This is a genomic window from Paraglaciecola sp., from assembly GCF_039942875.1.
Taxonomy (GTDB): Bacteria; Pseudomonadota; Gammaproteobacteria; order Enterobacterales; family Alteromonadaceae; genus Paraglaciecola.
The window spans coordinates 1-23,935 of record NZ_JBDVBQ010000001.1 but is presented as its reverse complement, the minus strand read 5'-3'; the positions used below and the strand labels follow the sequence as shown (position 1 = coordinate 23,935).

Sequence of the window (23,935 nt, the reverse complement as noted above, 5' to 3'; positions counted from 1 at the left end):
CTTCTTCAAAATAACAATTTCATTCATGGTATTGGTCTTTAGTGATGTTTGGCGATTGATCTGATCACCAAGTACCATGAATGTTCCAAATTATTTTATAACAATGACTTACCAACTTATTTCGTGGGGATACCTCAGGGTCAGAGACGTTGATTTTCTGATTTAGCCATCTCCACCGTTTTTTCTAAGCCTTAAGGTATATAAACAACCAAGAATGGTGTGTTATGCCTCAATCGCGAAAAGGCCAAATTATTCTCAACCCCATCTGTAGACAACCACGGAAGAGCTTATTCAAGCCACTTTATGCTTGTTGATTGGAAAGTATTTAAGTAATTTATTATTTTCGGTGTCTATGTAAGTTAGTGAATAAAATTAAAAAGTTTAAAGAGGTTAATCTACAGCCTCGTTATGCTAATCAAGGAGTTTGCATTGGTTTCAGGTTATAGAACTAGCTCAGATTTAAAAGATATGGATTTAGCTGTAATACATGGTTATATATCTAACTCTTATTGGGCTAAAGGTATTCCATTAATGTTAATGGAAAAAGCTATAAATAATTCTTTATGCTTTGGTGTTTTTACTGAGTGCGGTAATCAAGTAGCTTTTGCTCGTATGGTGACTGATTCGGCAACGTTTGCATACTTAGCTGACGTTTTCGTATTAGAAGAGCATAGAGGCAAAGGTTTAAGTAAGTTGCTTATGCAAGTCATTGTTGCTCATCCAGACTTACAAGGTATTCGACGTATGGCACTTGCTACAAGTGATGCTCATGGCCTTTACGAGCAATTTGGTTTTAAAGCTTTAAGCTCTCCAGAATCTTTTATGGAATTGCATCAACCAGATATGTACAAATAAGTAGTAAAAAAGACTTACATTTTTAAAATTAGCTAAACCCCAGTTTTATTCCAAGCCTCAATACATCCAAACACTCAAAGATTGTGTGGTATACCTCAATCCTGTAAAAGCCAAATTAGTCTGGTAGATACCCCTTATTAAGTTGTTATTTGGGGTGTCTATGTAATTATACTGAGGCTTGAGCTTGGCAGTTTTAATTAGATTAATGTCAGCTCAATTGCAATGGGGTTAGCCCTATATCTGCTCATAACTATTCAAACCTACAAAGGCAATTTCAAACAATATGAAAAAAATTTACGTAGCACTGATTGCCTTACCCTTTTTGGCCTTGGGTATTAGCTTGGTGCATGATTCAGCTGCGACTTGGCTTAGAATAATCAATAGCAGCATTGCCATTACTCGCTCATATGATGTAGTGCGGGATATATCTTACGGTATTAAACCATGGCAAAAATTGGATATATATAAGGCAACCAACGGGGACCCAAATGCACCTGTCATAGTGTTCTTTTTTGGCGGCGGTTGGAGCTGGGGAGACAAAGTATATTTTGAGTTTGTTGCCGATAGCTTTGTACGTAAAGGCTACACGGTAGTCATTCCAAATTATGTGCTATTTCCAGAAGGGAGATTTCCCGAATTTGTGCATGATGGCGCATCAACGATTAAATGGGTTGCAGACAACATACGTCAGCATGGTGGTGATGCTGAGCAAATTCATTTAGTCGGCCACTCTGCTGGAGCCTATATCAGTGTCATGTTGGCCACAGATGACCAATACCTAAATCAACTAGGGTTAACAACCGATATTATCAAAGGCGTTGGCGGTGTGGCTGGGCCATATAACTTCACCCCCAAAGAACAAGAGTATATTGATATTTTTGGTCCAGAAAACTTCGATACTATGCGTATTGCTAACCATGTAAATGGCAATGAGCCACCTATGATTATGCTATACGGTGCGGGCGACACAACTGTTGGTTTGTTTAATCTTGAAATAATGGCGCAAGGCTTACAGCAATTTAATATTAAGCACAAAACAGTACTCTACGACCAAGCGATTAATCACACTAATATTTTGCTCAAGCTGCATCCTTGGTTTGCAGGAGACGTATCTGTTGCCGATGATATAGATAAATACTTTAAACAAAATAGTTAGATATACCATGAGAAGCAATTTGGGGCAGAGACATTGATTGTCTGATTTAGCCATCTACTCTTGCTTCAAGGTTGAAATGCACCACCTTTGTTATGTTATTGTTTTGGGGGGTATGTAAGCTCTTCAAATTAGGCTAATTATTGATAATAAATTTTAAGGTGAGGGCTGTTTTACACCCTTGCTATGAGTAGTAAAATGGGGAGCAAATGAAAACATATAAAGGATCTTGTCACTGCAATGCCGTCCAATTCGAAATTGATAGTGACTTTCCCGAATTAACTACATGTGACTGTTCAATCTGCGTAAAGAAAAATGCGCTTATGGTTAAAGTTCATGAAAATTTCATGAGAATTGTTTCTGGTGAAGAAAACCTAAGCACTTATCAGTTTCATACAAATACAGCTGAGCACTATTTTTGTAAAACGTGCGGCATTTATCCATTTCATAGAAAACGAGTTACACCTGACTATTATGGTGTAAATGTGTTCTGCCTTGAAGGTTTTAACTCTGAAGGTATTCCGGTTCGGGCTACTGTTGGCGCAGCAATGAAATAATGAGCATAAAAACTCATAACAATCTAATTAAACCGACCTTAAATCGCTACAATCTTTTTGTCGGGTTCGCTGAAACCTTTATAGTGTGAATGTGTATCGAGTTGAAATTTATCGACTTTGCCATAGAAGTGAATACTCTGATTTGTTTTTATATTCATAATAAGCTGAATCTAACTTGCACTATGTAGGTTGAGATCTAGTAAACTATTTGAATATTGTGTTCGTTGCCTTTTGAATTGTTTTTTCTTGCGATTGGTCTCTTAGTTATTGAGCCATTAACTAATCGAGTTACTTCAAAAGAAAGCTAGAGCCTCAATCTAACAAGGCATAGGGTGGTTTACAGGAGTTGTTCCACGTATAAGTAATTAAAGCTGCTAAGCGTGCATTGGTTTTTATCTGAGGCATTAAGAGGAGCAGCCATATCGTAACGACATCTCAATCAGGTAAATATCATGACTACTTTTAGAGTGTTACTATTTTTAAAACTAGTGTGTTTTGCAGTAAATAGTATGGCTCAACCCAACAAGCTCGTGTCTCACGTTACTGACCCCAAAACCATTGTTTTGCCCGGTAAAAGTAGCGGAGATACCAACCCACTATCAAAGTATGTTCGCAATATGTTAGATAAGTCTTAAGAGAACTTAGGGTTTAACGTTGAACATTACGGTTACCCCATGGGGCGAGGAATAGTTGAAGCTAATGCCGGTCGTATTGATGGTATTCTTGTCAGAGTTGAGGGCGTTTCAAAAGAATATCCTAACTTAGTTAAAGTGCCGTACCCATTGGCTACATTTGAAATATTATTAGTGACCGACCCTGCCACATGTCATCCTTGTGATGTTAATGAGTTAGATAATGTGGCAACGGTGAAAGGCTTTAAAGCGTTTGAATATTACTTAGCAAAAACACCTTTTAACCCGATAGTCACTGAAGTGTTTAATATGAAACGTCTGTTAGAAATGCTGTCGTCAGGCAGAGTGCATGGCGTTGTGTTACCTTTTCATAAAGACTCAGGTATACAGTTAAATGAAAACTGGTCTACTCAGGTGATTGATGTGTATGCTAGCTATCACTACGTTCATAAAAAACATGCTAACTTAATTCCTCTTCTACATGAGCAGTTCAAAATGTTAGAAAAAGAATTTAAGCACCCCCAAGCAAGTCATTGAAGTGAATAGGCTTGCTGTAAAGGTTATAACACCCTAATTTAACTCATCTAAGTCTGCTTGATACTGCTCTATTTGATTAGCGTTACTCAATAAACATTAGTGCATTTTTTTGATCAATTTTAAAATCAAACTCCCGCAGAAAATTCATTCCTAGTAAGCCGTCTGCATTGCTTATTCCTTCCATTGGCAATACTACTACGGGTAGGTTTTGCACGGTAACGTGGTGTAGTGTCAATTCTCGAAATTCATAGATGCTTGCCATTACACTGCCACCTGCGGTGCCAATCGTAAAACGCCCTAGGTGATTGATTTTAAAGCGATTACTTAGCCGGTCAAAGTACTGCTCAGAAATAGCCGTGATAGATGCTCCTGTGTCAATCAACAAGTTCACTGGGTTACCACTTAATGCGCCACTAACTAGGTATTGGTCTCTCACTTGTTTAAGGGGGATTGAACGGGCAATCACTTCATTTTGTGGGGGTTGTGTTTGCTCTTCTGGTGTTGTCGCTTGTTCTGCAGGCAGCTGTGCTAATACTATTTGTCTGACTTTTTGTGCGTCTGGGTCGGAATAGTCTAATGCCCCTAAGACGTTTTCCATTAACCCGGCTTGCAGTTGCTGGGCATAGGCTGTGGCTAACGACAAAATATATAATCTGCTGGTGGGTTCTAGTTGTAACAAAGGCTCTACAAACATGGCCAATATATCCCAAGAGTAGTTGCGCTCTAACTGGGTGATGGTGGTTTGGGTGAGTTTAGTAATCTGTTGTTCTACTTCGGTTTGTTGTGCTGCCGTCATGGGGCTGCGGAGTAGGTCGTAATAATGACTAATGGCGTCGCTAAGTAATTCGGTTTCTACTTTCATTTTGGCTTCAATCAGCAAAAACGCCATATCTTGAGGATGGGCCTTTAAGTAATTCTGCAGAAAAGGAATCAGCGCTGCAAACTCTTTATTCTGTAGCCATTCATTGGCTTGCTCTAGTAATTGTTCTCTGTCTGTAATGTGATCAGAGGTGGTCTGGTCATTTTCTTGGTTTTTAAAAAGTTTAATAGAATCGCTTTGGCCTGCATCTGACTGCCTAATGATTGGCTGTGTGATGGGTTGCGGCTCGGTGTTTTCTGTTAGGTTGAGGGTTGAACTCAAGGTTTTTTCAGTAAAAATAGCAAAGAACAGGTATACGTTTAAGCTAATAGATAGGGTTAGCAACAACACTAGTATGGTGTGCCACCGGTTCACTACTTGAGCTCCGGCGTAGCAGAGATGCAAGCAGGGCCATAAACAGATGAAAACGCTTTAGGCATTCTTTTGGGCAAGCCTGTAGATAATTCAATGCATACAAAATCGGTTTTGGCTGTGAGTAAAGTCACCTTGTCGCGACGTCTTATAAATTGAAATTGCCTCGACAACTTTATCTTACTATCACAATACACTATCCAAGTTGCGCAGTCTATGACATCAGCTTCATGGGCGGCCGCCAAATAGTTTATTTCGTGCCGACTTATGGCCATGCCTCTATCCATTTCTTGATATTGTTCTATGGTCAGGCCTAATTGATTTGAATGTGCCCATGAAGTGACCTCTAGCTGCTTCACATAGGCCACATTATTGACATGATGATAGTGATCAATGTGCTCTGGGCCAATTGTCCAGGTGCACAAAAATGGATTAGGGTGCAGCCAATTCATCGGAGTTATTGGTTTTTTAGCGTATATTGGCCAAATACCCCAGCGTCTATCCAACCTCGGTTTTTGTCACCATTTACAGGTTTAATAGCATGTGAACCCACAAAGTGCTCTCTGATATCGCTACCGTCATTGTCACAGTAGGCCAACATAAAGCCTATTTTTTGCCCTGCAACTAAAGGTATGGCTGGTAGTGGCTTGGCATCGGAAAAGTCATTGGGATAAAGCCTAATCGCTACCTCCCAAATAATATGGTTAGGCTCGGTGCTACTGCGTTTCCACTGACTAATTAGGTGATCATTAAAATTTCGCGGGCTTTTGTTTTCAGCAATATCAATGGCTTGGTTGTCTAGGGCAATATGATAGGCCATGGCAGTATGGTTAAATTGGTGGTTTCCACCTGATGCGTCACTATCTATAAAAATTTCTAGGGCATCGTCATCCCAGTAACGGTCTAACGGATCGGCTATTTTATCTATTAGTACATCATCTACTAGCTCAGCTTGTAGGTATAAGTATTGGTTATCCCATAACACTTTGTAGCGGCCCGAAAAGTCGTCACTACTTGGCTTCTCGCCTTGAATTAGGTGTGACATGTTATGCCACTTGGCTTGATCCCAGCTTGACTCTGCTATGCCGTCTATTTCAATTTTAGTTGACGTAAAGGCGATCTCATTCGCGGCAAGGGGAGTACATATTAGGCTGGTTAACAATAGATATTTACTAAGCAAGTTGGACTCTCTAATTATGGGGCATTTTTGCAATAGCTTGGCGTAAACCGCAAACGAAAACAATAGTAAAGTTGTACCGGCCCATTACACTTTGTTGGTATTTACGGGTAAAATGCCGGCCCTATGATGCAGAACGCCCCCACACAGAAAAATACAGCCCAAACTTTGCCTGATTTTAAGGATGGTCGAGCTAGGTGCCATCGTTACCAAGACTTAATTGAGCTTTTCCATAAGACTTTTGCTGAAAGTGAAAGAACCCTGCTGGTTAAAGGGGAAGACGAACCTATTTATATTCCGGCTAAAATCGTAGATAACAAACATCAAATCGTTTTTGCCCACGGCTATTTTGCAAGTGCACTCCATGAAGTCGCCCATTGGTGCATAGCAGGCAAGGCTAGGCGGTTATTAGAAGATTATGGATATTGGTATTGTCCAGATGGCCGTGATGCAGAGCAACAAGCTGAGTTTGAAAAGGTAGAAGTCAAACCTCAAGCCATCGAATGGGCATTTTCGCTGGCAGCGGGTAAGTCATTTAGAGTCAGTACAGACAATTTAAATGGTGCCCCTGTTAACGCTGAGAAATTTCAGGCTGCGGTACAGCAGCAATTGTCACAATATATAGCCCTTGGGTTTCCACCTCGAGCACAGCAGTTTATCGAGGTATTACAAACATTTTATGGTACGACTGATATTAAGCACTTGGAGGTTGTGAATGCCATCTAGTCATATTGACAGTAATTTTAAGCTAGGACTTTTAATCAATCCTTTTGCGGGGATTGGTGGGGCGGTTGCTTTAAAAGGCAGTGATGGTAAAGAAGTGCGCGATAAAGCACTCGCGCTAGGCGCTGAAAAAAAAGCCATGTATAAAACAAGTTTAGCCCTTGAATGTTTACTGCCACTAAAAGATAAGGTGACCTTATATGTTGCCGGTGGCGAAATGGGTGAGCAAGTCGTTAAGCAAATGGGGTTTCAATACATAGTCGTTTATGAGCCCAAGCAAGCGCAAACAGAAGGCCAAGATACAGAAGCGGCTGCGGCGGTGCTGGTAGCAAACAAAGTGGATTTAATTTTGTTTGCTGGTGGTGATGGTACCGCACGTAATTTGTGCGCTGTAATTGGTAATAAGGTGCCTGTGCTTGGTGTGCCTGCAGGGTGCAAAATTCACTCGGCCGTATATGCGGTTACTCCACAGGCGGCAGGTAGGGTATTAAAGCAAGTGGTAGCAGGTGACTTGGTCAGCGTAAGTGACTCTGAAGTGATGGACATCGACGAAGCACTTTTTCGAAAAGGTAGAGTGAATGCCCGTCAATATGGCGAGATGTTAGTGCCCACTGAATTACGTTATATTCAAGCTGTTAAAATGGGCGGTAAAGAGTCTGATGAGTTAGTGCTTGCGGATATTGCTGCACATTTAATTGAAGTAATGGATGACCATCCAGAACACCTTTTTGTGATGGGATCTGGGTCAACCGTGAATGCCATTATGGAAGAACTGAATTTAGACAACACTCTGTTAGGTGTTGACCTTGTGCAAAATCAAAAGCTACTTGCGAAAGACCTGACTGCACAACAATTGTTAAATTTAACCGCAAACAAACCCTGTAAATTGGTGATAACGTTAATTGGTGGCCAAGGACATATTATTGGGCGAGGCAATCAGCAACTTAGTGCAGATTTTTTACGAGCATTAGGCAAAGAAAATATAATTTTAGTGGCTAGTAAAAGTAAATTGAATAACCTGTCGGGTCGTCCATTAATTGTGGATTCGGGTGAGCCTAGCTTAGATGAACAACTGGCAGGGTTAATACCCATAATGACTGGGTATCATGATCAAGTGTTATATCCTGTGGCTAATTTTAAAAATGAAAATGAGGAACACGTGTGAGCCAAGTGACAACAAATTTTAGTTCGGATTTAGCAGAATTTACCAAGCAAGTTGAACATTATCTAGATAATGTTGTGCAGCATGGCACTGACGAGCAGCTTTTTACTGCCAGCTATCTGCAAGGACACTTTGCCGTTGTTGCGGGCCAAAGCTCCCTAGAGGAGTTTGAAACCATAACGCAATTTAAAGAATTGATGGAGCAAAGCCTAAATAAAGCGTTTGCTGCCAATGAGCTTGAAGCGGATGACCAAAAGCAAGTGTGGTCGTTGTGGAATACCTTCATTCAAGGTTAATGCCGCTAGTTCTGCCTACGTATTAAACTTCTGATTAAAAAGCGGTTGGGGTTAAGGGCATCGAGTAAGTGGTTTGCTAGAGGTAATGGCTCGCCTAACATCTGACTCACTAATAACTCTGCGCATAAAGGTGCGGTGGTTAATCCTCTTGAACCTAAGCCGCACAACATAAAACTGTTGGGAATATCTATAGGTTCAGGGTAGCGATCCACAGGTAAAGCTTTATACAAATTTGCATATTGTTTAGTTTGCTCGGTGATATCTGGTACCGCTCCCACCATAGGCAGATGGTCAGGGCTACTACATCTTATACCTGCTCTACCACCTTGGGTCTCAGACAGTGCCTTTGCCCATTGACAGTGTTGCAGGGCTTTTTGCTGTTTTTCAATATTCTGTTGCTGCTCTGACAATCTATAATCACAGTTTGTATCATCTTTTACATAGGTTGAACCTATGGTGTTGATGTAATTTAGGCTGGGTGTCATGTAGCCTTTATGGCACAGCACAGTGTTAAGTTTCGCAAGCTCATTTTTACTTTCTAAATACTCAACTTGACCTCTCACTAACCTAAAGGGCAGCGCACTAAGTGGGGCTAATTGACTGCTATCACTGCCCGTAGCGTAAATAATAATATCGGCATGGCTTAAGCTGCCATCTAGCCAGTTAAGTTGCCATTTACCCGCTTGCCTAGCAACTGACACAAGCTGGTGATGGGTTTTCACCTCAGCTTTTGATTGTTTTACTAAGGCTGTAACCAGCTCAGGTAAGTGTATCCAGCCACCTTGTTCAATAAAAAGTCCAGAGTAAGGGAGTGGCACGTTTGCTAGGTTACTGGCGTCTTGTGAGTCAACCCAACGTACCAGTGATTCTGGCCATGTTTTATTGTCTATCAGCTTTTGGTAGCGTTGCTGCACCTTATCATTAAAGGCTAATTGTAGGGTGCCACACCATTGATGAGTAAAGTTAGCTCCTGATTTTAATAAGGTTTTATATAAACGGTTTGCATAGGTAAACGCTGTCGCATGTATTTGGCTAGGGAGGCCAGCTGTAGCATTTAGTTGAGGGTAAAACCCACCTTGGCTGTTGCCCGAGGCCCCTTGTGCTAATTCATTATCTTTGCAAAATATATTCGCTTTTATCCCTCGTTTACTCAGTGCGTAAGCGCAATTGGCTGCTGCTAGCCCCCCGCCTATGATAGCAATACTTGGGGTTGTGGTATCTGTAGCTGGGGCTCTTTTAAAATAAGGAACCCGTACAGTCTTGTCTTGAGCACTAGTAAAAATCCCAGCTAACATGTCTCGTTTTCGGCCATGGCCTGGGCATTTTTTCGCATCAAAGCCTGCGGCTATTAAGCCTCGCCTTACAAAGCCTGCTGCGGTAAAAGTTGAAAAGCTACATTGATCTTTAGCTAACAAAGCCATGTGCTGAAATAAAAAGTCGTTCCACATCTCGGGATTCTTACTGGGTGCAAAACCATCTAAATACCAAGCGTCTACTAACCCTGTTTTGGGTACTTCAATTTGTGGCAGAACTTGCTGTACGTCTCCAAACCATAAATCTAGGGTGGCGGCTCCTTCTAAAAAGGAGAGCCTGTGACAGCCTGATACCAATAAAGGGTATTGGCGCAATAACTCTTCTGAGTATTGTTTTAATTGGGGATAAAAAGACAAGGCTTGAGTTAGGTCTGCAACATTGATTGGAAATTTTTCGATAGATAAAAAGTGCAGGCGCAATGGGCTGTCAGGGGATTTTTGTTGAAATAGGTCAAAATGTAATAGGGTGACTAAAAAGTTTAAACCGGTACCAAATCCTGTTTCAGCAATAACAAAATTTTGCTCCTGCCAACGCTCCCAACGTTCTAATATTTGATTATTCTTTAAAAAAACATGCTCAGTTTCACCTAGGCCTTTGGCATCAGAGAAATACAAGTCATCAAATTGTGTGGCGTATGGCGTGCCATTCTCATTAAAGTGAATATCGGCATGGGTAATTGTCAAAGTGATGAATGTCCTAAAGCTACTACGAAGAAAATGAAGAGGTAGTTTAAGGTACTCGCACTAAAGCAACAATCATTGATATGGGATCTTGCTAAACGTTACAAGATAAAGGATTAATCGACATAGTTACTTTAGGAATACCATGTGATGGCGTCCATCGCTTGAATTCAATAAAGCCATGTTTTTTGTAAAGATTGATCGCGGGCTGGTTTACTTCTGCCGTTTCGACTGTAGCAGTATTAATATCGAATGATTTTAGAACATAACTAGTCAACTTGTCTGCGATGCCTTTTCTAAAAAATGTTGGGTCTACAGTAAGACTATGAATGTCTAATTGTTTGCCAATTATTTGTATTTCAATAATTGCTGCAAGACAAGTTTGCTCATTAAAACCATAAAAATTAGTTGTCGAATTGACTATGTCTTTAGCGCTTCGTTTTAGTGGTGGGAAATCCGGAGTACCAATAAGCTCGGCTTCAATTTTATAAGAACTCTGAAAAACGCGGTGGATCTGATTAGCAACATCTTCATTTGAATTTTCAAGTTTTGTGATCATATTAATCGAGACTTAGCTACTTAAATTGACTAACCATGATCCCTTAGATTATCAAAAATAAACATACAACGAGTGTAAATATAGTGACTTCTAGTGCCATAAACTGCTGATTTTGGCTGGCTAATTGAGTGATTTTTATTTAAGCTAACACTTGTACGCTGAAAGCAGACCACTTTGTTAGTGAAAATCATTAACATATACGAAAATTTCCTCGAAGGGTTAATCATGAGAAGAGCGGTAATTACTGGGCTTGGTATAGTCTCTAGTATTGGTAATAATGCAGAAGAAGTCACTGACTCACTTAGAGAAGGGCGTTCGGGCATTACATTTTCAGAAGAATTTGAACAAGCGGGCATGCGTAGCCAAGTTTGGGGCAAAGTTGATTTAGATATCAAAGATCACATAGACCGTAAGACCTTACGCTTTATGGGAGAAGCAGCAGGATATGCTTACATTGCTATGGAGCAGGCTATTGCTGATTCAGGTTTAACAGAAGATATGGTGTCTAACCTTAGAACGGGCATAATTGCCGGTTCAGGTGGCGCATCTTCAAAAAATCAAGTAGAAGCAATAGATATTCTGCGTACTAAAGGCGTGAAGCGTATTGGTCCATATATGGTAACTCGTTGTATGGGCAGTACCGTATCAGCTTGTTTAGCCACTCCTTTTAAAATTAAAGGTGTGAACTATTCAATAAGCTCAGCGTGTTCAACTAGTGCACACTGTATTGGTAATGCCTTAGAGCAAATTCAGTTAGGCAAGCAAGATATAATTTTTGCGGGTGGTGGTGAAGAGCTTCATTACACCTTGTCTGCTGAGTTTGATGCTATGGGAGCCATGTCTACTAAGTATAACGATGATCCTACTAAAGCGTCTCGTACTTACGATGCTGACCGTGATGGTTTTGTAGGTGCTGGTGGTGGTGGTATGGTGGTAGTTGAAGAGCTAGAACATGCTTTGGCTCGTGGCGCTAAAATCTATGCTGAAATTGTAGGTTATGGTGCCACATCAGATGGTGCTGATATGGTGGCCCCATCAGGCGAAGGTGCAGTGCGTTGTATGCAACAAGCTATGCAAGGTTTAGATAAACCTATCGACTACATCAATACTCACGGCACTTCTACGCCAGTGGGCGATGTAAAAGAACTTTGGGCAATACGCGAAGTATTTGGTGATACTACTCCTGCTCTTAGTGCGACTAAGTCTCTGACTGGTCATGCTTTAGGTGCCGCCGGTGTGAACGAAGCGATTTACAGTATTCTGATGATGGAGAACGACTTTATCGCTCCGTCTATCAATGTAGAAAACTTAGATGAAAAAGCCGAAGGCATGGATGTTGTTACTGAGACACGTGAGGGGCCTTTAACCACTGTGATGTCTAATAGTTTTGGTTTTGGTGGTACCAATGCCACATTAGTGATGCAAAAATACCCAAAATAATCGTTTAACAAACGTGCAAAATAACAAAAGCCAGCTTATGCTGGTTTTTTATTGTTTGTAATTCGTACTTTTAGGAATTGTTGAATGTCTAAAAACAAAAATAACTTATGGCAAGTATTTAAAGGTGTAGCAGCAAGTATGTTAGGAGTGCAAAGCCACGCTAATTATGAGAGTGACTTTGAACAACCGTCTTTTATACCCTTTGTTGTAGTGGGCGTTTTATTCGTTGTAGGTTTGGTTGGTTTGTTAATATTACTAGTAAGTACCCTGACTTAATTCATTAGTTTTATTGGGAGGTTCACACTCTATACACTTCTATTCTTCGTCCCATTTCTTGGGCAATTTTAGATAGCTGTAAACTTGAAGCTGATAACTGCTCCGCACCCACCACGTTCTCTCTGGCTTGAATTTCAATGTTAGATATATTTTCATTAATACTTTGAATTACCACATTTTGCTCTTGCGTGGATGTTGATATGGATCGCGTTACTTCATCTACTGATTTGCAGTTTTCAACTATATTTACAAGCACTGATGATATCTGATTAGCGTTTGATACAGCTTCTGTCGCTTGTTTGTTGCCACTCTCTATACTTGAGAATGCTTCTTCAGAGCTATGCTTAAGCACATCTACAACATCTGAGATTTCTTGTGTTGACTGTTGGGTACGTTTGGCTAAAGAACGAACTTCATCTGCTACAACAGCAAACCCTCTACCTTGCTCGCCAGCACGAGCGGCCTCTATTGCAGCATTTAGGGCGAGTAAATTGGTTTGATCAGCTACAGATTTAATGACATCTACCATACCTAAAATATCGCTCACTCTGTTATTAAGCTCAGTAATGGTTTCGCCAACTTTAGCAACTTCTTTGGCTGTGAGTGAGATTCCGCTTATGGATGTGGCTACTGCTTTTTCACCGTTTACGGTTTCTTTTGCTGCATTTTCTGCGCCTTTTGACGCCACTTGCATATTTTCCATAACCGATTTTACGCTGTCGCTCATTTCTCCGGTTGAATTGGCTATATTAGATATGTCGAGTTGAAGTTGAGTTAGATTCGTCTGGCTTTGATTCGTTGCTGCTGCGGCTTCATTTGTGGCTGATGTAATTTGGTTTGCTGCTTCTTGAAAACTAATGAAGTCTTGTTTGATTTCTAAAAAGGTTTGATTAATTAAAGAGGCAATAGCTCCTAGTTCATCTTCAGAAATTACGTCAATTGAGTCTGTTAAATCTTTAGTTTTATTCACTTTATTCATGACTCTATTGATTTCTTGAGACTGAGAAGCTCGCAACTTAATAGTACTAAACACTGCGTAGGTTACCAAAATCATCAATATCAAAATAGTTAATTCAGTGATAATGAATAAACGTTCTGAGTTCATTTTAGATTGAGAATAGATAGCAATTTCTTCTAGTAAAACTTGCTCAGAGTTTCTTAAATTGTTCAATCTCTTGGTTGCAACTTCAAACCACTCTTTAGCATCGACATTAAAATTATTTTGTGAGTTTCTAGCAATGTCTCGATAGCGATCAACATCTTTACTTGCTTTAGCATTTACAAACGTATCTATTTCACTTTTAAAATTGGCCGTTGAAACAGAATATGCTGATTGAATGTAAACATCTTGCTTGCTAACAAGCTCTGCAAATCTTAAGAATAATTGTGATGTAAACGAATCTTGTGAAAATACGCTACTAAGTACCGCTCGCTCAATGCCCGCTTGTTCTTTTGCGTAAGCAAGATTGTATAAAGTAAGAAAACGTTCAGCGGATTTTGTCTCTTCTAGCTCTGCTGCTAACATTCCATTCAAATCTAGAATGAGTTTATTGTTGCTAGTGTAAAAACTTAAGGCATCCGATAAAGATATATCTAATGAGCTTATTTTTCCGCGAATGTTCGATAGCTGATTTAAATTAGTTACTAGTCGATTGATCGTTAGGTTTGTCGCGGTGTGATAATTGTCTGCTTGGTAGAAGTTTGTAAATGCCTGCAAACTATCGTCTGTTAACTTTCTCTGTTTCTGGAGTTGGGAGTTAAAGCTACTGCCGTTAGAGCCTATGTAACCAGCTGACATGCCCCTTTCTTTTTGTAATTCGTGAACTAATTGGCTAGTAAACGAAGTTAACTCTGCATCTGCTACGGTATCTTGTGCTTGTTGAAACGAATGATATTCTCTAAATAATTCCAGACTCATAAACACAACGAGAACAATTGATGGGATGAGTGTTAATTTTGATAAATTTTTAGATAGCCAACGTTTCATGCCAGTTTAGTCCTACAGTATAAGTGTTAGATATGAGCATTGCCTAATGAGCTGGTCATTTAAAGCAGTGTAATAAAAAAGTCAGTCGGTTTTAAGGAGAGGCATTTTGGGCGATATACTGCTCAATATTATCGTCACCTTTAATACCTTATCTGATGGTTGTTGCTATTACTTGAGTAAAATTTAAAAAATTCGCAGCTTGTTGTAACCAATTGCAATAATATTTTCTGTATGGACGTCTTGTTAAATTTTATTCACCTAGAGTGTTCCATTAAGATTTGAGTATTTTCTTGGTGTGCTTACGAATTTTAGAATCGACAGATTTATCTTTTACGATTTCTTTTAGAAACTCTGAATATTTGGGTTTATTTACTAGTCCTAAAACTTTGCAATACCAAGCTAAAGTATCGATATGAAGTTTGGACTCTGCATTATGCAAGTCGCGCTTCAGCCGAGTTGCTATCCACTCTTGAACTACTGGGGCGGCGGAGCCTGCGCGAAAAATTTCTTCAGCTGCAAATCGGTTCATAATCAAATTGTCGCTCTTTAATAGGTTTAAAATACGTGTTGTATGTAAGCTTTGACTGTTAGAATGCCCCTCTAAGTTCTGCATTAATTGGTTTCTTTGTTGGTAGAACCCAGTTTTGTTCATGACATGTTTGGCGCGGTTTCTGATGGACCTATTTGAACTTTCGCGCACCAGTCTTTCTAATGTTGAGCTATATTCGTCATTGCCAGATGAAGCTAAGGTACGTAATAAAGCAACTACTTGACGGATTACCACTTTTTCATTTTTAGATTTTGACATTATGTCGGTATGCTTAGTGAGTATTATGTTTTTCACATGATCAAATAAGCGTGTATCACTGAGGCCTGAGCTAGTTATTCGGTTACTCAGATTGACCAAATCATTGCCTTCAGTTTGCTCTAATTCTGTAATAAATTGATTTACTTCTGCTTCAAGCTGACCTTGTAGGTCCGTTGAAAATGCGGGTGCGGAAAAAATAAAAAATACGATTAGTAATATATTGGATTGTAAATTCAAAGTGATTTCCTTGTTCTGGGCTTATCCATTCACACAGATAAGAACCCAGATAGATGTTGTACTTGTTTTAAGTGCGGGGCAAAAAGATTACAGGGCGTTCATATCGGTAATTGGGGTCACATTTGCATTGCCATCGGCTACCCTTTGGAGAACTGCTTGTGCCTTCTTCAGGTACTTGTCGGGAACGGGTTTTTGTGAAGATTGATCGATAGTTACTGTAGTCATAGTATTCCATTCTGGAATTCTAGCGTCATCAAAATCAGCGACACCCAAACTAATAGGGCCCCATCCAGACATATTAAACTTTAAGTAGTATTTTTTACCTGGCTTAAGTTCACCTTGTGCTACTCCCCAACTGCCTTGTACATACACCATAAATGTGTGCATACCTGGCGTTGCTTTATATTGAAGTAACTTACCGGCTTCCAATAAACTGCTCACCATCCCATGCTTCAACTTTTGCACCATCACCCATAAATACGGCTCTTCTGACAATATTTACCATGGCCATATCTGATGCTATTTCTTGTTCAAATTTCACCTCTTTCATATTACCTAAGCCAGCACATCCGTTTAGAAGAAGTATAATAAAAATAAAAGTGATACTCGTTAGGTGTTTGAGCATATAAAAATCCTTGTTTTATAATAACTAGAAGGTCTATGGGTGACTTTTTGACATCCACAAAATTGAAGTGAAACTACTTGTGCAGTTAAGAGTTAGTCGAACTGCGATCTCGCAGCTAAATAGTATTTGTAAGTTTTGGGGATGTAAATCTTTGATATTAAACATTAAGAGCAATAAAAAATGCTGTTTTTAGATAGTTAAAGTGGGACGATATTTATATCTGACTTAGCTTATCAAGCAAATTTATGTCTAGTACCTGCAGCTTGCCGTACCGAATTGTAACAATATTTTCAGCTTGTAAATTTTGTAAAATTTTATTCACCGTTTGCCTAGAGCTATGAATTAATTGTGCTAAAGAGTCTTGTGAAATAGCCAATTCGATTGGCGTATTGAGTGTTGGTGTTTGATGTTCTTGTAGGCCTTTATACATTAAGCTTATGCGTTTACAAAGTTGCCCTTTTAGTGACAAACACCCTGTCTCATCAATTAGTGAAAAAGTAGAGCGTACTCTTTGACAAAGCAGTTTCATGATCGCTTGTTGCCAACCCGGATATTGTTGTTGCATAGATTCGAATGCGTTATTGGGTAATTTTAATATGGTGGTTTCGCCTTCTGCATGGGCATCATGGGTGCGAGGCAGCCCATCCACTAAAGATATTTCACCAAACCAAGTACCTGGCAATATCCAAGTGAGTACCAGTTCTTTTCCTTCTAGGGTGACGTTACTTACGCGAACTCTACCTTTTAAAACACAATGAAAACCATCTGCTTGATCATTTTTTTTATGTAGAAGCTGCTTATTTTCGAGAACTCTTATTTTACTTTTATGCAGTAATGTATCGGCTAATTCTTTGGGTAAAGAGCTAAACCACGGGTTTTGAATTAGGGTTTCAATTATTTCACTCTGCTGCATACCGTTCTCAATTGTCAATTTGGCGACAGTTTCTGATATGTTCACTAGCTTATCTTAGTGCCATTGATATGCAAATGAGATCAGTTTAAATGGCAGAAACAATAAAAGATTTAGTCACTCAAGAAGAGTGGCAAGCTAGAGTAGATTTAGCTGCTTGTTACCGATCTGTGGCTATGTTTGGATGGGATGACTTAATTTTTACCCATATATCTGTTCGTGTGCCCGGGCCAGAACACCACTTTTTGATTAACCCATTTGGGATGATGTTTGAAGAAGTCACAGCCTCAAGTTTGGTGAAAGTAGATTTACAGGGCAATAAAGTAATGGACTCTGATTACGATATTAACCCGGCTGGTTTTACGATTCATAGTGCCGTTCATGAAGCTCGAGACAACGCTAAATGCGTTATTCATTTGCATACCGCAGCTGGGATTGCGGTTTCGGCAAGTGAACAAGGTTTATTGCCTTTGAGTCAGCAGTCATTATTTGCTCTTTCTTCTTTGTCTTACCATGATTATGAAGGTGTGGCATTAAATCCAGATGAAAAAACAAGGTTAGTCGCTGATTTGGGGGGCACCCATTTTATGATTTTAAGAAATCATGGCTTGTTGACCTGTGCTGACAATATAGCTGACGCATTTTTGTATATGTACTTATTAGAATGCTCCTGTCAAATTCAACTCAAGGCCCAATTACTGCAAATACCGTCTGAAATTTTGTCAGGAATTCAAGCTCAAGCTGAGCAAGTCACGCGCTCTGCTGGTGGGGCCTTGGCATGGCCAGGAATTTTGCGTAAATTAGAGCGAACTAATCCAGGGTATGATCAATAACAATTGAAAACGCTAAGTTTCAAAAATTATAAATTACACGCTAATTACAGTGAGTTATGTGGTCATAAAATTGCTCATTGGCAATCTGTTGATTTTGAAACCGCGGTGGATAAAGAAGTCATTGTGTTGATTCATGGATTCCCTAGTGCGGCTTGGGACTGGCATTTAATCTGGAAATATTTAGCGAAACGATATCGGCTCGTCAGCTTAGATATGCTGGGGTTCGGGTTATCGGATAAACCTAGCGAACATCAATATAGTTTAATTGAGCAGGCCGATATCGTGGAGGCGTTATTGGAAGAAAAAGCCGTGACTAACTACCATATATTGGCCCATGATTATGGGGATTCAGTGGCCCAAGAATTACTTTATAGACATGAACACTCTACTAGTCGCACCACAATCGCATCTATTTGCTTTTTGAATGGGGGCTTGTTTCCAGCGGTTCACCGGCCTTTGTTTTCTCAGAAATTGCTACAAAGTCGTTATGGTAAGTTAGCTTGCCAATTTTTGAATAAAAACAGTTTATCTAACAGCTTCAATAAAATTTTCGGGGCTAACACTCAAGCTAGCCAAACGAGTATTGATACTTTGTGGACATTACTTAAACATAATAAAGGCAAAGCTGTTTTGCCTAAGTTAATTACCTACATTGACGAACGTAAGGTTTTTGGAAAAGCTTGGATTGAAAGTATGATCACGACTAGTATTCCAATGTATTTTATTAATGGCGTATTAGATCCTATTTCTGGGCAGCAAATGTTAGATCATTATGTAGAGATTATTCCTAACCCATTAACGGCTGCCTTAGAAGTGGGCCATTACCCCCAATTAGAAGCTCCTGCGCAAGTACTAGATTTTTATTTAGAGTTTTTAGCTCAAACCAATACATAAGGTACCTGAAGAACTTCCGCTGCAGCAAAGCATAACTAATTCCCTCTTGGCTTTTTTAACAAGAGCGTGCCGTGACATAATGTTTATCTAAGCCTTAAATTATCCGAAACGAGTTACCCATGTTATGAAAATTTATTATGAAGATAGTATGCCTTATGCCACTGAGTTTTTTGCTGAGCTTGGTGAGTGTCAGGTGTTTTCTCATAAAACAGTCAATGCTGAAATGTTAGCTGATGCAGATGTTTTGTTGACTCGTTCAACCACCAAAGTTAACCAAGCCTTGCTATGTAAAAGTGAGCAAGTGCAGTTTGTTGGCACCGCAACCGCTGGCACTGATCATGTTGATAAAGCTTATTTAGCTTCAAAAGGTATTCCTTTTACTTCGGCGGGTGGCTGTAATGCAGTTGCAGTAGCCGAATATGTTCTTAGCGCAATTTTTGTAATGGCAAAGCGTTTGGATTGGCAGGTTGCAGAGAAAACTGTGGGTATAGTGGGCGCCGGTAATGTGGGCACTGTGTTGGCAAACGTATTAACTGTTTTAGGGATTAAACATAAGCTATGTGATCCTCCCCTTGCTGATAATGGCGACCCGAGAGAATTTGTAAACATAGAACAAATCATGGACTGTGATGTGATTAGTTTACATGTGCCCTATGTGGCTGACGGACCCTATACCACTGAAGATTTATTTGATGCTAAAAGGCTGTCGCAACTAAACGAAAATCAGCTGTTGATCAACGCTTGCCGCGGTGAAGTTGTTAATAATCAAGCTGCTTTAGCGCTTTTCAAACAGGGCAAAAAATTAAATTTAGTTTTAGACGTATGGGACAACGAACCTAATATTGAAGCAGAGCTTGTACCTTATGTTGCTTTAGCAACCGCACACATAGCTGGGCATACTATTGAAGGTAAAGCTCGGGGCACAGAAATGTTGTATTTTGCTTTATGTAAGCAGCTTGATGTGCAGCCCACTAAAAAGTTGTCTGATTATTTACCCCTTGCTAAAGATAGCCAAAAATCGTTGCCTGATAGTGGGGAATTTTGGGATGTGATCGAACATTTAGTGTTAGCTGTGTACGATATTTCTGTAGATGATGCTCAATTTAAAACAAAACATGATGGTGCTGAGTCATTTAGATATATCCGAAAGCACTATCCTATAAGAAGAGAGTTTTCTGCAATGACGGTAAATGCTGGAAATTCAGCTCATTCAAAGGCAATCTACGGCCTTGGATTTTTAGCAGCAAAATAATTGCTCAAGAATCTGAATATAAATCAATTTATTTTAATTTTTTAGGAGTATTAGAACCATGTCTCGGGCCTTTGATGTCGCAGTGTTGGGCGCTACTGGATTAGTAGGACAACATATGATTGAAATTCTTGAACAAAGAGATTTTCCGATCAACAAACTTTATCCATTAGCCAGCGCACGTTCAGCGGGTGGAAAGGTGACCTTCAAGGGAAAAGAGATTACCGTTTTAAATGCTGACGAATTTGATTGGAGCCAAGTACAACTTGGATTCTTTTCTGCCGGTGGTAGTGTTTCTGAAAAATTTGCACCAATTGCAGCTGAAGCTGGGTGCGTAGTGATTGATAACACCTCTCACTACCGTTACGAACCAGATATTCCTTTGGTTGTTCCAGAAGTTAATGCCCATGCATTAGCTGATTTCCGCAATCGTAATATCATTGCCAATCCTAACTGCTCTACTATTCAAATGATGGTAGCACTTAAACCCATTCATGATGCTGTTGGTATTGAGCGTATTAACGTGTCAACTTACCAGTCAGTGTCTGGCGGTGGTAAAGCTGCGATTGATGAACTAGCTCATCAAACTGCTGCATTGTTAAGTGGTAAAGAAGCTAAGCCTGAAGCGTTTAGCCGACAAATTGCATTTAACGTTATTCCGCAAATTGATGTGTTTATGGATAATGACTACACCAAAGAAGAAATGAAAATGGTGTGGGAAACTAAAAAGATAATGGGCGACGAGTCAATTCTTGTTAATGCGACAGCGGTGCGTGTACCGGTATTTTATGGGCATGGCGAAGCGATTCATTTAGAGACCCGTGCGCCAATTGATGCAGAAGAAGTCAAAAATTTACTAGAGCAAGCGCCTGGCGTGGTTTTATATCGTGACAGAGAAGAATTTCCTACTCAAGTAAGCAGTGCAAGTGGAAATGACGACACTCACGTTGGCCGCGTAAGAAATGATATTTCTCACCCGAATGGCATTAACTTATGGGTTGTTTCTGATAATGTCCGCAAAGGTGCTGCTACCAATAGTGTACAAATAGCAGAAGCTTTAATTAAAGACTATATGTAGTTTTTGCTACTAGTAATCACTTTATAGTGAGGGCTAAACCAGTCCTGGTTGTTCTGGCCCTCATGAATTCTAATCAAATGCCGATACCTTTAGACTTACTGCGGCTTTAATAGACTTGTATCGGTTTTGTCTTGGCTAATCAAAAGCTTGGCAATCTAGATCAAACTCAGCATCTAGTTTATAGTTGTGTAATATTTATGTGTATATTTCGATCTTGGAATACGAATTGCTAATCCCTACTATTACGCCCGTTTAAAGCCAATAAAATGACTAAGGGCCAGACAATTTAAATTGTTAATAATAAAAGATATATCCTTTTTCAAAAGGGTTGGTAAAGATTTATTCGTGTTGTAAACATTAAGTGTTAATTTATGCCGCACCACCTAAAAATTAAAATAAATATCATTGAGCAAGAAGGAACAATATGAATTTGCGACTGAGTGCATTGACACTTTTGATATTGCTGAACTTCATTACAGCTGTCTACGCTGCAGACTTCGAACAAGTAAAGCTCAGAGGTCCTAAAGACTCTACCGCGCACCTTTCTGGTATGGAATATGGGCCGATTACCTCTTCCGATACATTATGGCAAATTGCTACCCGCTATCGAACTAATTCAGATAATAGTATCTATCAAATCATGTTAGCCATATATGAACTGAATGAAGGGGCTTTTGAAAAAGAAAATATTAACCTAATGATGGATGGGGCCATGTTACAACTCCCATCACAACGATACATTGCAAGGGTTGATAAAGAGCAAGCAAAACAAAGAGCAGAACTAGATGCTAGAAAACTTCGAGGCCCTATAGAGTCTCCCACTGCACTTGCAAGCCAGCAAGCTGCTAGTACTGAAGCGTTAGATGAAACAAAACAAATATTAGAGAAAAAACTTGGTGCAATTGACGAGGAACAAACTCGCCAATTTATGGCGATTAGGAAGCAATTTGCCGAGTCTATTAGTAATGTTCAAAGCATATTGGATGAAAATCAAAAGCTATTTGAACGTCTAGATCAAGTTAATAGTGATATTGATGAAATAAGAACCAAAGAAGAACAGAAAGCCCAACAGATGGAAACTATGGGTGAAAGTATTCAAGAGTTATTGGCTAAAGCTCGTCAAGCAGAGGCTGAGCGAGAAGCTCAATTGCAGGCATCTAACACCTCATGGTTTGATGAGCCTCTTAACCTTATTTTAAGTTCAGTACTATTTGTATTTGTATTGTTAGTAGGCATAGCTGTTTGGTTAATTAAACGTAAGGGAGGCGAGCCTAAGCCTGATACAGATGATGAATTAGAAAATATACCTTTGGATTTACATGCTGCAGAAATGGATGATTTATCAGACGCTTTAAGCGCTGAATTGGAAAGTGATTCTGAAGATGAGTTAGATGATGACAACTTGTTTGGCGATGATGATATTTTAGATGATGTGTTGGCTGAAGAATTAGAAGACTCATTAGATGATTCATTAGACGAGCTTGGTGATGATACCTTAATTGATGACAGTTCAAACGTATTTGATGATCTGGGGGACGATGTTTTAGATGATGATTTTGAAGTGGGATCTGACACAGTTGCACAAGAAGATTTAGATAGCTTATTTGACACTGATGAAGAGTTGTTAACTGAAGTCAGTGATGATGAAGACGATTTACTAGGTGAAATTGGTAGCAGTGATGACGCTGATAATACATTTGATGAATCCGAAGATACTAGCTCAGGTGATGAAATAGAAGACCTGTTAGAAGATGAACTCTTGTCAGATATTCAGGACGATTTAGAAGACGCTCCTTCGATCGAGCCTGTGGATGACGAAAATGAACAACCAGAAATTAGTATTGATGATTTATTAGATGAATCCGAATCTTCAGGGCTAGAAGAGGACTCTTCTTTACTGGATGATTCAGAAGAAATAAACGAGGATATTTTAGATAATCTAGACAAAGAAATCAGTAGTCAAAATGAAGAGCTAGATGCCGTTACTGGCAGTTTAATTGACGAGTTAGAGCAAGTCGAACAGATGGCAGATATGCTGGGAGAAGATGACTTCGATGATACCGAAGATACACAACTTGGGATTAAAACTCTAGATGAATTAGCTGAGAACCTTGATGATGATTTACTGTTAGGCGAAGAAGATGATGAACCTGAAAGTGCAGAAATTGATATTGATGAGCTATTAGAGTCAAGCTCTACTTTTGAGTCTGAAGCTGAGCCAGAGTTAGAGGTTGAAGCTGAACCAGAGCCAGAACTTGAGTCTGAACCAGAGCCAGAACTTGAAGCTGAGCCAGAGTTAGAAGTTGAAGCTGAGCCAGAGTTAGAAGTTGAAGCTGAACCAGAGTTAGAAGTTGAGTCTGAACCAGAACCAGAAGTTGAGTCTGAACCAGAGTTAGAAATTGAAGCTGAACCAGAGCCAGAGGTTGAAGCTGAACCAGAGTTAGAAGTTGAAGCTGAGCCAGAGTTAGAAGTTGAAGCTGAGCCAGAGCTTGAAGTTGAAGCTGAACCAGAGTTAGAGGTTGAAGCTGAACCAGAGTTAGAGGTTGAAGCTGAGCCAGAGTTAGAAGTTGAAGCTGAACCAGAGTTAGAAGTTGAGTCTGAACCAGAGCCAGAACTTGAAGCTGAAACAGAGTTAGAAGTTGAAGCTGAAACAGAGTTAGAAGTTGAAGCTGAGCCAGAGTTAGAAGTTGAAGCTGAGCCAGAGTTAGAAGTTGAGTCTGAA

The 23,935-nt window shown here is 39.7% G+C and carries 25 protein-coding genes; 15 read left to right on the top strand and 10 right to left on the bottom strand.

The annotated features are described in order from the left end of the window. Window positions 1-408 precede the first annotated feature (408 nt). The 5 genes from ABJE44_RS00125 (at window position 409) to ABJE44_RS00105 (ending at window position 3,734) form a co-directional block, all read left to right on the top strand. Window positions 409-855 carry a GNAT family N-acetyltransferase gene (locus ABJE44_RS00125; RefSeq protein WP_348110772.1) on the top strand — a complete coding sequence of 149 codons (447 nt, stop codon included), beginning with the start codon at window positions 409-411 and terminating at the stop codon, window positions 853-855. A gap of 283 nt (window positions 856-1,138) precedes the next feature. Beyond that, window positions 1,139-2,011, top strand: coding sequence for an alpha/beta hydrolase (locus ABJE44_RS00120; RefSeq protein ID WP_348110773.1), 873 nt, complete (start codon window positions 1,139-1,141; stop codon window positions 2,009-2,011). Window positions 2,012-2,217: 206 nt separating this feature from the next. Then, window positions 2,218-2,565 (top strand): GFA family protein, encoded by a 348-nt coding sequence (locus ABJE44_RS00115; protein WP_348110774.1) that lies wholly within the window; start codon window positions 2,218-2,220, stop codon window positions 2,563-2,565. Window positions 2,566-3,017: 452 nt separating this feature from the next. Beyond that, the gene (locus ABJE44_RS00110; protein ID WP_348110775.1) at window positions 3,018-3,200 is read left to right on the top strand and encodes a hypothetical protein; all 183 of its coding nucleotides are present in this window, start codon (window positions 3,018-3,020) and stop codon (window positions 3,198-3,200) included. 39 nt (window positions 3,201-3,239) lie between these two features. After that, entirely contained in the window at window positions 3,240-3,734 is a 495-nt protein-coding gene (locus ABJE44_RS00105) for a hypothetical protein (protein WP_348110776.1), read from the top strand. Between the two features lie 82 nt (window positions 3,735-3,816). Here ABJE44_RS00105 and ABJE44_RS00100 read toward each other — a convergent pair whose 3' ends face one another. The 3 genes from ABJE44_RS00100 to ABJE44_RS00090 are packed head-to-tail and all read right to left on the bottom strand — an operon-like array spanning window position 3,817 to window position 6,145. Further along, window positions 3,817-4,968, bottom strand: coding sequence for a retropepsin-like aspartic protease (locus ABJE44_RS00100; RefSeq protein ID WP_348120591.1), 1,152 nt, complete (start codon window positions 4,966-4,968; stop codon window positions 3,817-3,819). After that, window positions 4,968-5,417, bottom strand: coding sequence for an acyl-CoA thioesterase (locus ABJE44_RS00095; RefSeq protein ID WP_348110778.1), 450 nt, complete (start codon window positions 5,415-5,417; stop codon window positions 4,968-4,970). Before ABJE44_RS00095 ends, ABJE44_RS00100 begins: the two co-directional genes overlap by 1 nt. Window positions 5,418-5,422: 5 nt before the next feature. After that, window positions 5,423-6,145, bottom strand: a complete 723-nt coding sequence (locus ABJE44_RS00090; protein WP_348110779.1) for a CBM9 family sugar-binding protein — start codon at window positions 6,143-6,145, stop codon at window positions 5,423-5,425. Between the two features lie 123 nt (window positions 6,146-6,268). On the opposite strand from ABJE44_RS00090, the gene ABJE44_RS00085 reads away from it, so the two are divergent. From ABJE44_RS00085 to ABJE44_RS00075, 3 genes are read left to right on the top strand one after another with little or no spacing between them, the layout of a single operon-like run. After that, on the top strand, window positions 6,269-6,868 hold the full coding sequence (locus tag ABJE44_RS00085; protein WP_348110780.1) for an elongation factor P hydroxylase: 600 nt from the start codon (window positions 6,269-6,271) through the stop codon (window positions 6,866-6,868). After that, entirely contained in the window at window positions 6,858-8,030 is a 1,173-nt protein-coding gene (locus ABJE44_RS00080; RefSeq protein ID WP_348110781.1) for an ATP-NAD kinase family protein, read from the top strand. The genes ABJE44_RS00085 and ABJE44_RS00080 overlap by 11 nt, the downstream gene beginning before the upstream one ends. Beyond that, complete coding sequence (locus ABJE44_RS00075; protein WP_348110782.1) at window positions 8,027-8,323, top strand: YfcL family protein; 297 nt, start codon at window positions 8,027-8,029, stop codon at window positions 8,321-8,323. The genes ABJE44_RS00080 and ABJE44_RS00075 overlap by 4 nt, the downstream gene beginning before the upstream one ends. 5 nt (window positions 8,324-8,328) lie before the next feature. Here ABJE44_RS00075 and mnmC read toward each other — a convergent pair whose 3' ends face one another. Together mnmC and ABJE44_RS00065 are read right to left on the bottom strand one after the other, a co-directional pair. Then, the gene (gene mnmC / locus ABJE44_RS00070) at window positions 8,329-10,320 is read right to left on the bottom strand and encodes a bifunctional tRNA (5-methylaminomethyl-2-thiouridine)(34)-methyltransferase MnmD/FAD-dependent 5-carboxymethylaminomethyl-2-thiouridine(34) oxidoreductase MnmC (protein WP_348110783.1); all 1,992 of its coding nucleotides are present in this window, start codon (window positions 10,318-10,320) and stop codon (window positions 8,329-8,331) included. 91 nt (window positions 10,321-10,411) lie between these two features. Next, complete coding sequence (locus ABJE44_RS00065; RefSeq protein WP_348110784.1) at window positions 10,412-10,876, bottom strand: N-acetyltransferase; 465 nt, start codon at window positions 10,874-10,876, stop codon at window positions 10,412-10,414. Between the two features lie 225 nt (window positions 10,877-11,101). Here ABJE44_RS00065 and fabB point away from each other — a divergent pair, with 225 nt between their 5' ends. Both fabB and ABJE44_RS00055 read left to right on the top strand, forming a co-directional pair. Further along, complete coding sequence (gene fabB / locus ABJE44_RS00060) at window positions 11,102-12,316, top strand: beta-ketoacyl-ACP synthase I (RefSeq protein ID WP_348110785.1); 1,215 nt, start codon at window positions 11,102-11,104, stop codon at window positions 12,314-12,316. A gap of 84 nt (window positions 12,317-12,400) precedes the next feature. Continuing rightward, window positions 12,401-12,592, top strand: a complete 192-nt coding sequence (locus tag ABJE44_RS00055) for a DUF2970 domain-containing protein (protein WP_348110786.1) — start codon at window positions 12,401-12,403, stop codon at window positions 12,590-12,592. A 22-nt stretch (window positions 12,593-12,614) separates the two neighbouring features. Here the strand turns inward: ABJE44_RS00055 and ABJE44_RS00050 are convergent, their stop codons facing one another. From ABJE44_RS00050 to ABJE44_RS00030, 5 genes are all read right to left on the bottom strand, one after another. Continuing rightward, complete coding sequence (locus tag ABJE44_RS00050; protein WP_348110787.1) at window positions 12,615-14,579, bottom strand: methyl-accepting chemotaxis protein; 1,965 nt, start codon at window positions 14,577-14,579, stop codon at window positions 12,615-12,617. 271 nt (window positions 14,580-14,850) lie between these two features. Then, window positions 14,851-15,624, bottom strand: a complete 774-nt coding sequence (locus ABJE44_RS00045; RefSeq protein ID WP_348110788.1) for a hypothetical protein — start codon at window positions 15,622-15,624, stop codon at window positions 14,851-14,853. An 87-nt stretch (window positions 15,625-15,711) separates the two neighbouring features. After that, window positions 15,712-16,080: a hypothetical protein gene (locus tag ABJE44_RS00040; RefSeq protein WP_348110789.1), complete on the bottom strand. Its 369-nt coding sequence runs from the start codon at window positions 16,078-16,080 to the stop codon at window positions 15,712-15,714. Continuing rightward, window positions 16,040-16,249 (bottom strand): hypothetical protein, encoded by a 210-nt coding sequence (locus ABJE44_RS00035; RefSeq protein WP_348110790.1) that lies wholly within the window; start codon window positions 16,247-16,249, stop codon window positions 16,040-16,042. The genes ABJE44_RS00040 and ABJE44_RS00035 overlap by 41 nt, the downstream gene beginning before the upstream one ends. Before the next feature lie 214 nt (window positions 16,250-16,463). After that, complete coding sequence (locus ABJE44_RS00030) at window positions 16,464-17,207, bottom strand: Crp/Fnr family transcriptional regulator (protein ID WP_348110791.1); 744 nt, start codon at window positions 17,205-17,207, stop codon at window positions 16,464-16,466. Between the two features lie 44 nt (window positions 17,208-17,251). Here ABJE44_RS00030 and ABJE44_RS00025 point away from each other — a divergent pair, with 44 nt between their 5' ends. The 5 genes from ABJE44_RS00025 to ABJE44_RS00005 all read left to right on the top strand — a co-directional run. Continuing rightward, on the top strand, window positions 17,252-17,992 hold the full coding sequence (locus tag ABJE44_RS00025) for a class II aldolase/adducin family protein (RefSeq protein ID WP_348110792.1): 741 nt from the start codon (window positions 17,252-17,254) through the stop codon (window positions 17,990-17,992). A 3-nt stretch (window positions 17,993-17,995) separates the two neighbouring features. Next, window positions 17,996-18,886 (top strand): alpha/beta hydrolase, encoded by an 891-nt coding sequence (locus ABJE44_RS00020; protein ID WP_348110793.1) that lies wholly within the window; start codon window positions 17,996-17,998, stop codon window positions 18,884-18,886. Between the two features lie 124 nt (window positions 18,887-19,010). Beyond that, window positions 19,011-20,138, top strand: coding sequence for a 4-phosphoerythronate dehydrogenase (locus ABJE44_RS00015; RefSeq protein WP_348110794.1), 1,128 nt, complete (start codon window positions 19,011-19,013; stop codon window positions 20,136-20,138). Between the two features lie 58 nt (window positions 20,139-20,196). Further along, window positions 20,197-21,213: an aspartate-semialdehyde dehydrogenase gene (locus ABJE44_RS00010; protein ID WP_348110795.1), complete on the top strand. Its 1,017-nt coding sequence runs from the start codon at window positions 20,197-20,199 to the stop codon at window positions 21,211-21,213. 424 nt (window positions 21,214-21,637) lie between these two features. After that, window positions 21,638-23,935, top strand: a 2,298-nt coding sequence (locus ABJE44_RS00005) for a FimV/HubP family polar landmark protein (RefSeq protein ID WP_348120588.1), incomplete at its 3' end; no start/stop codon positions are given.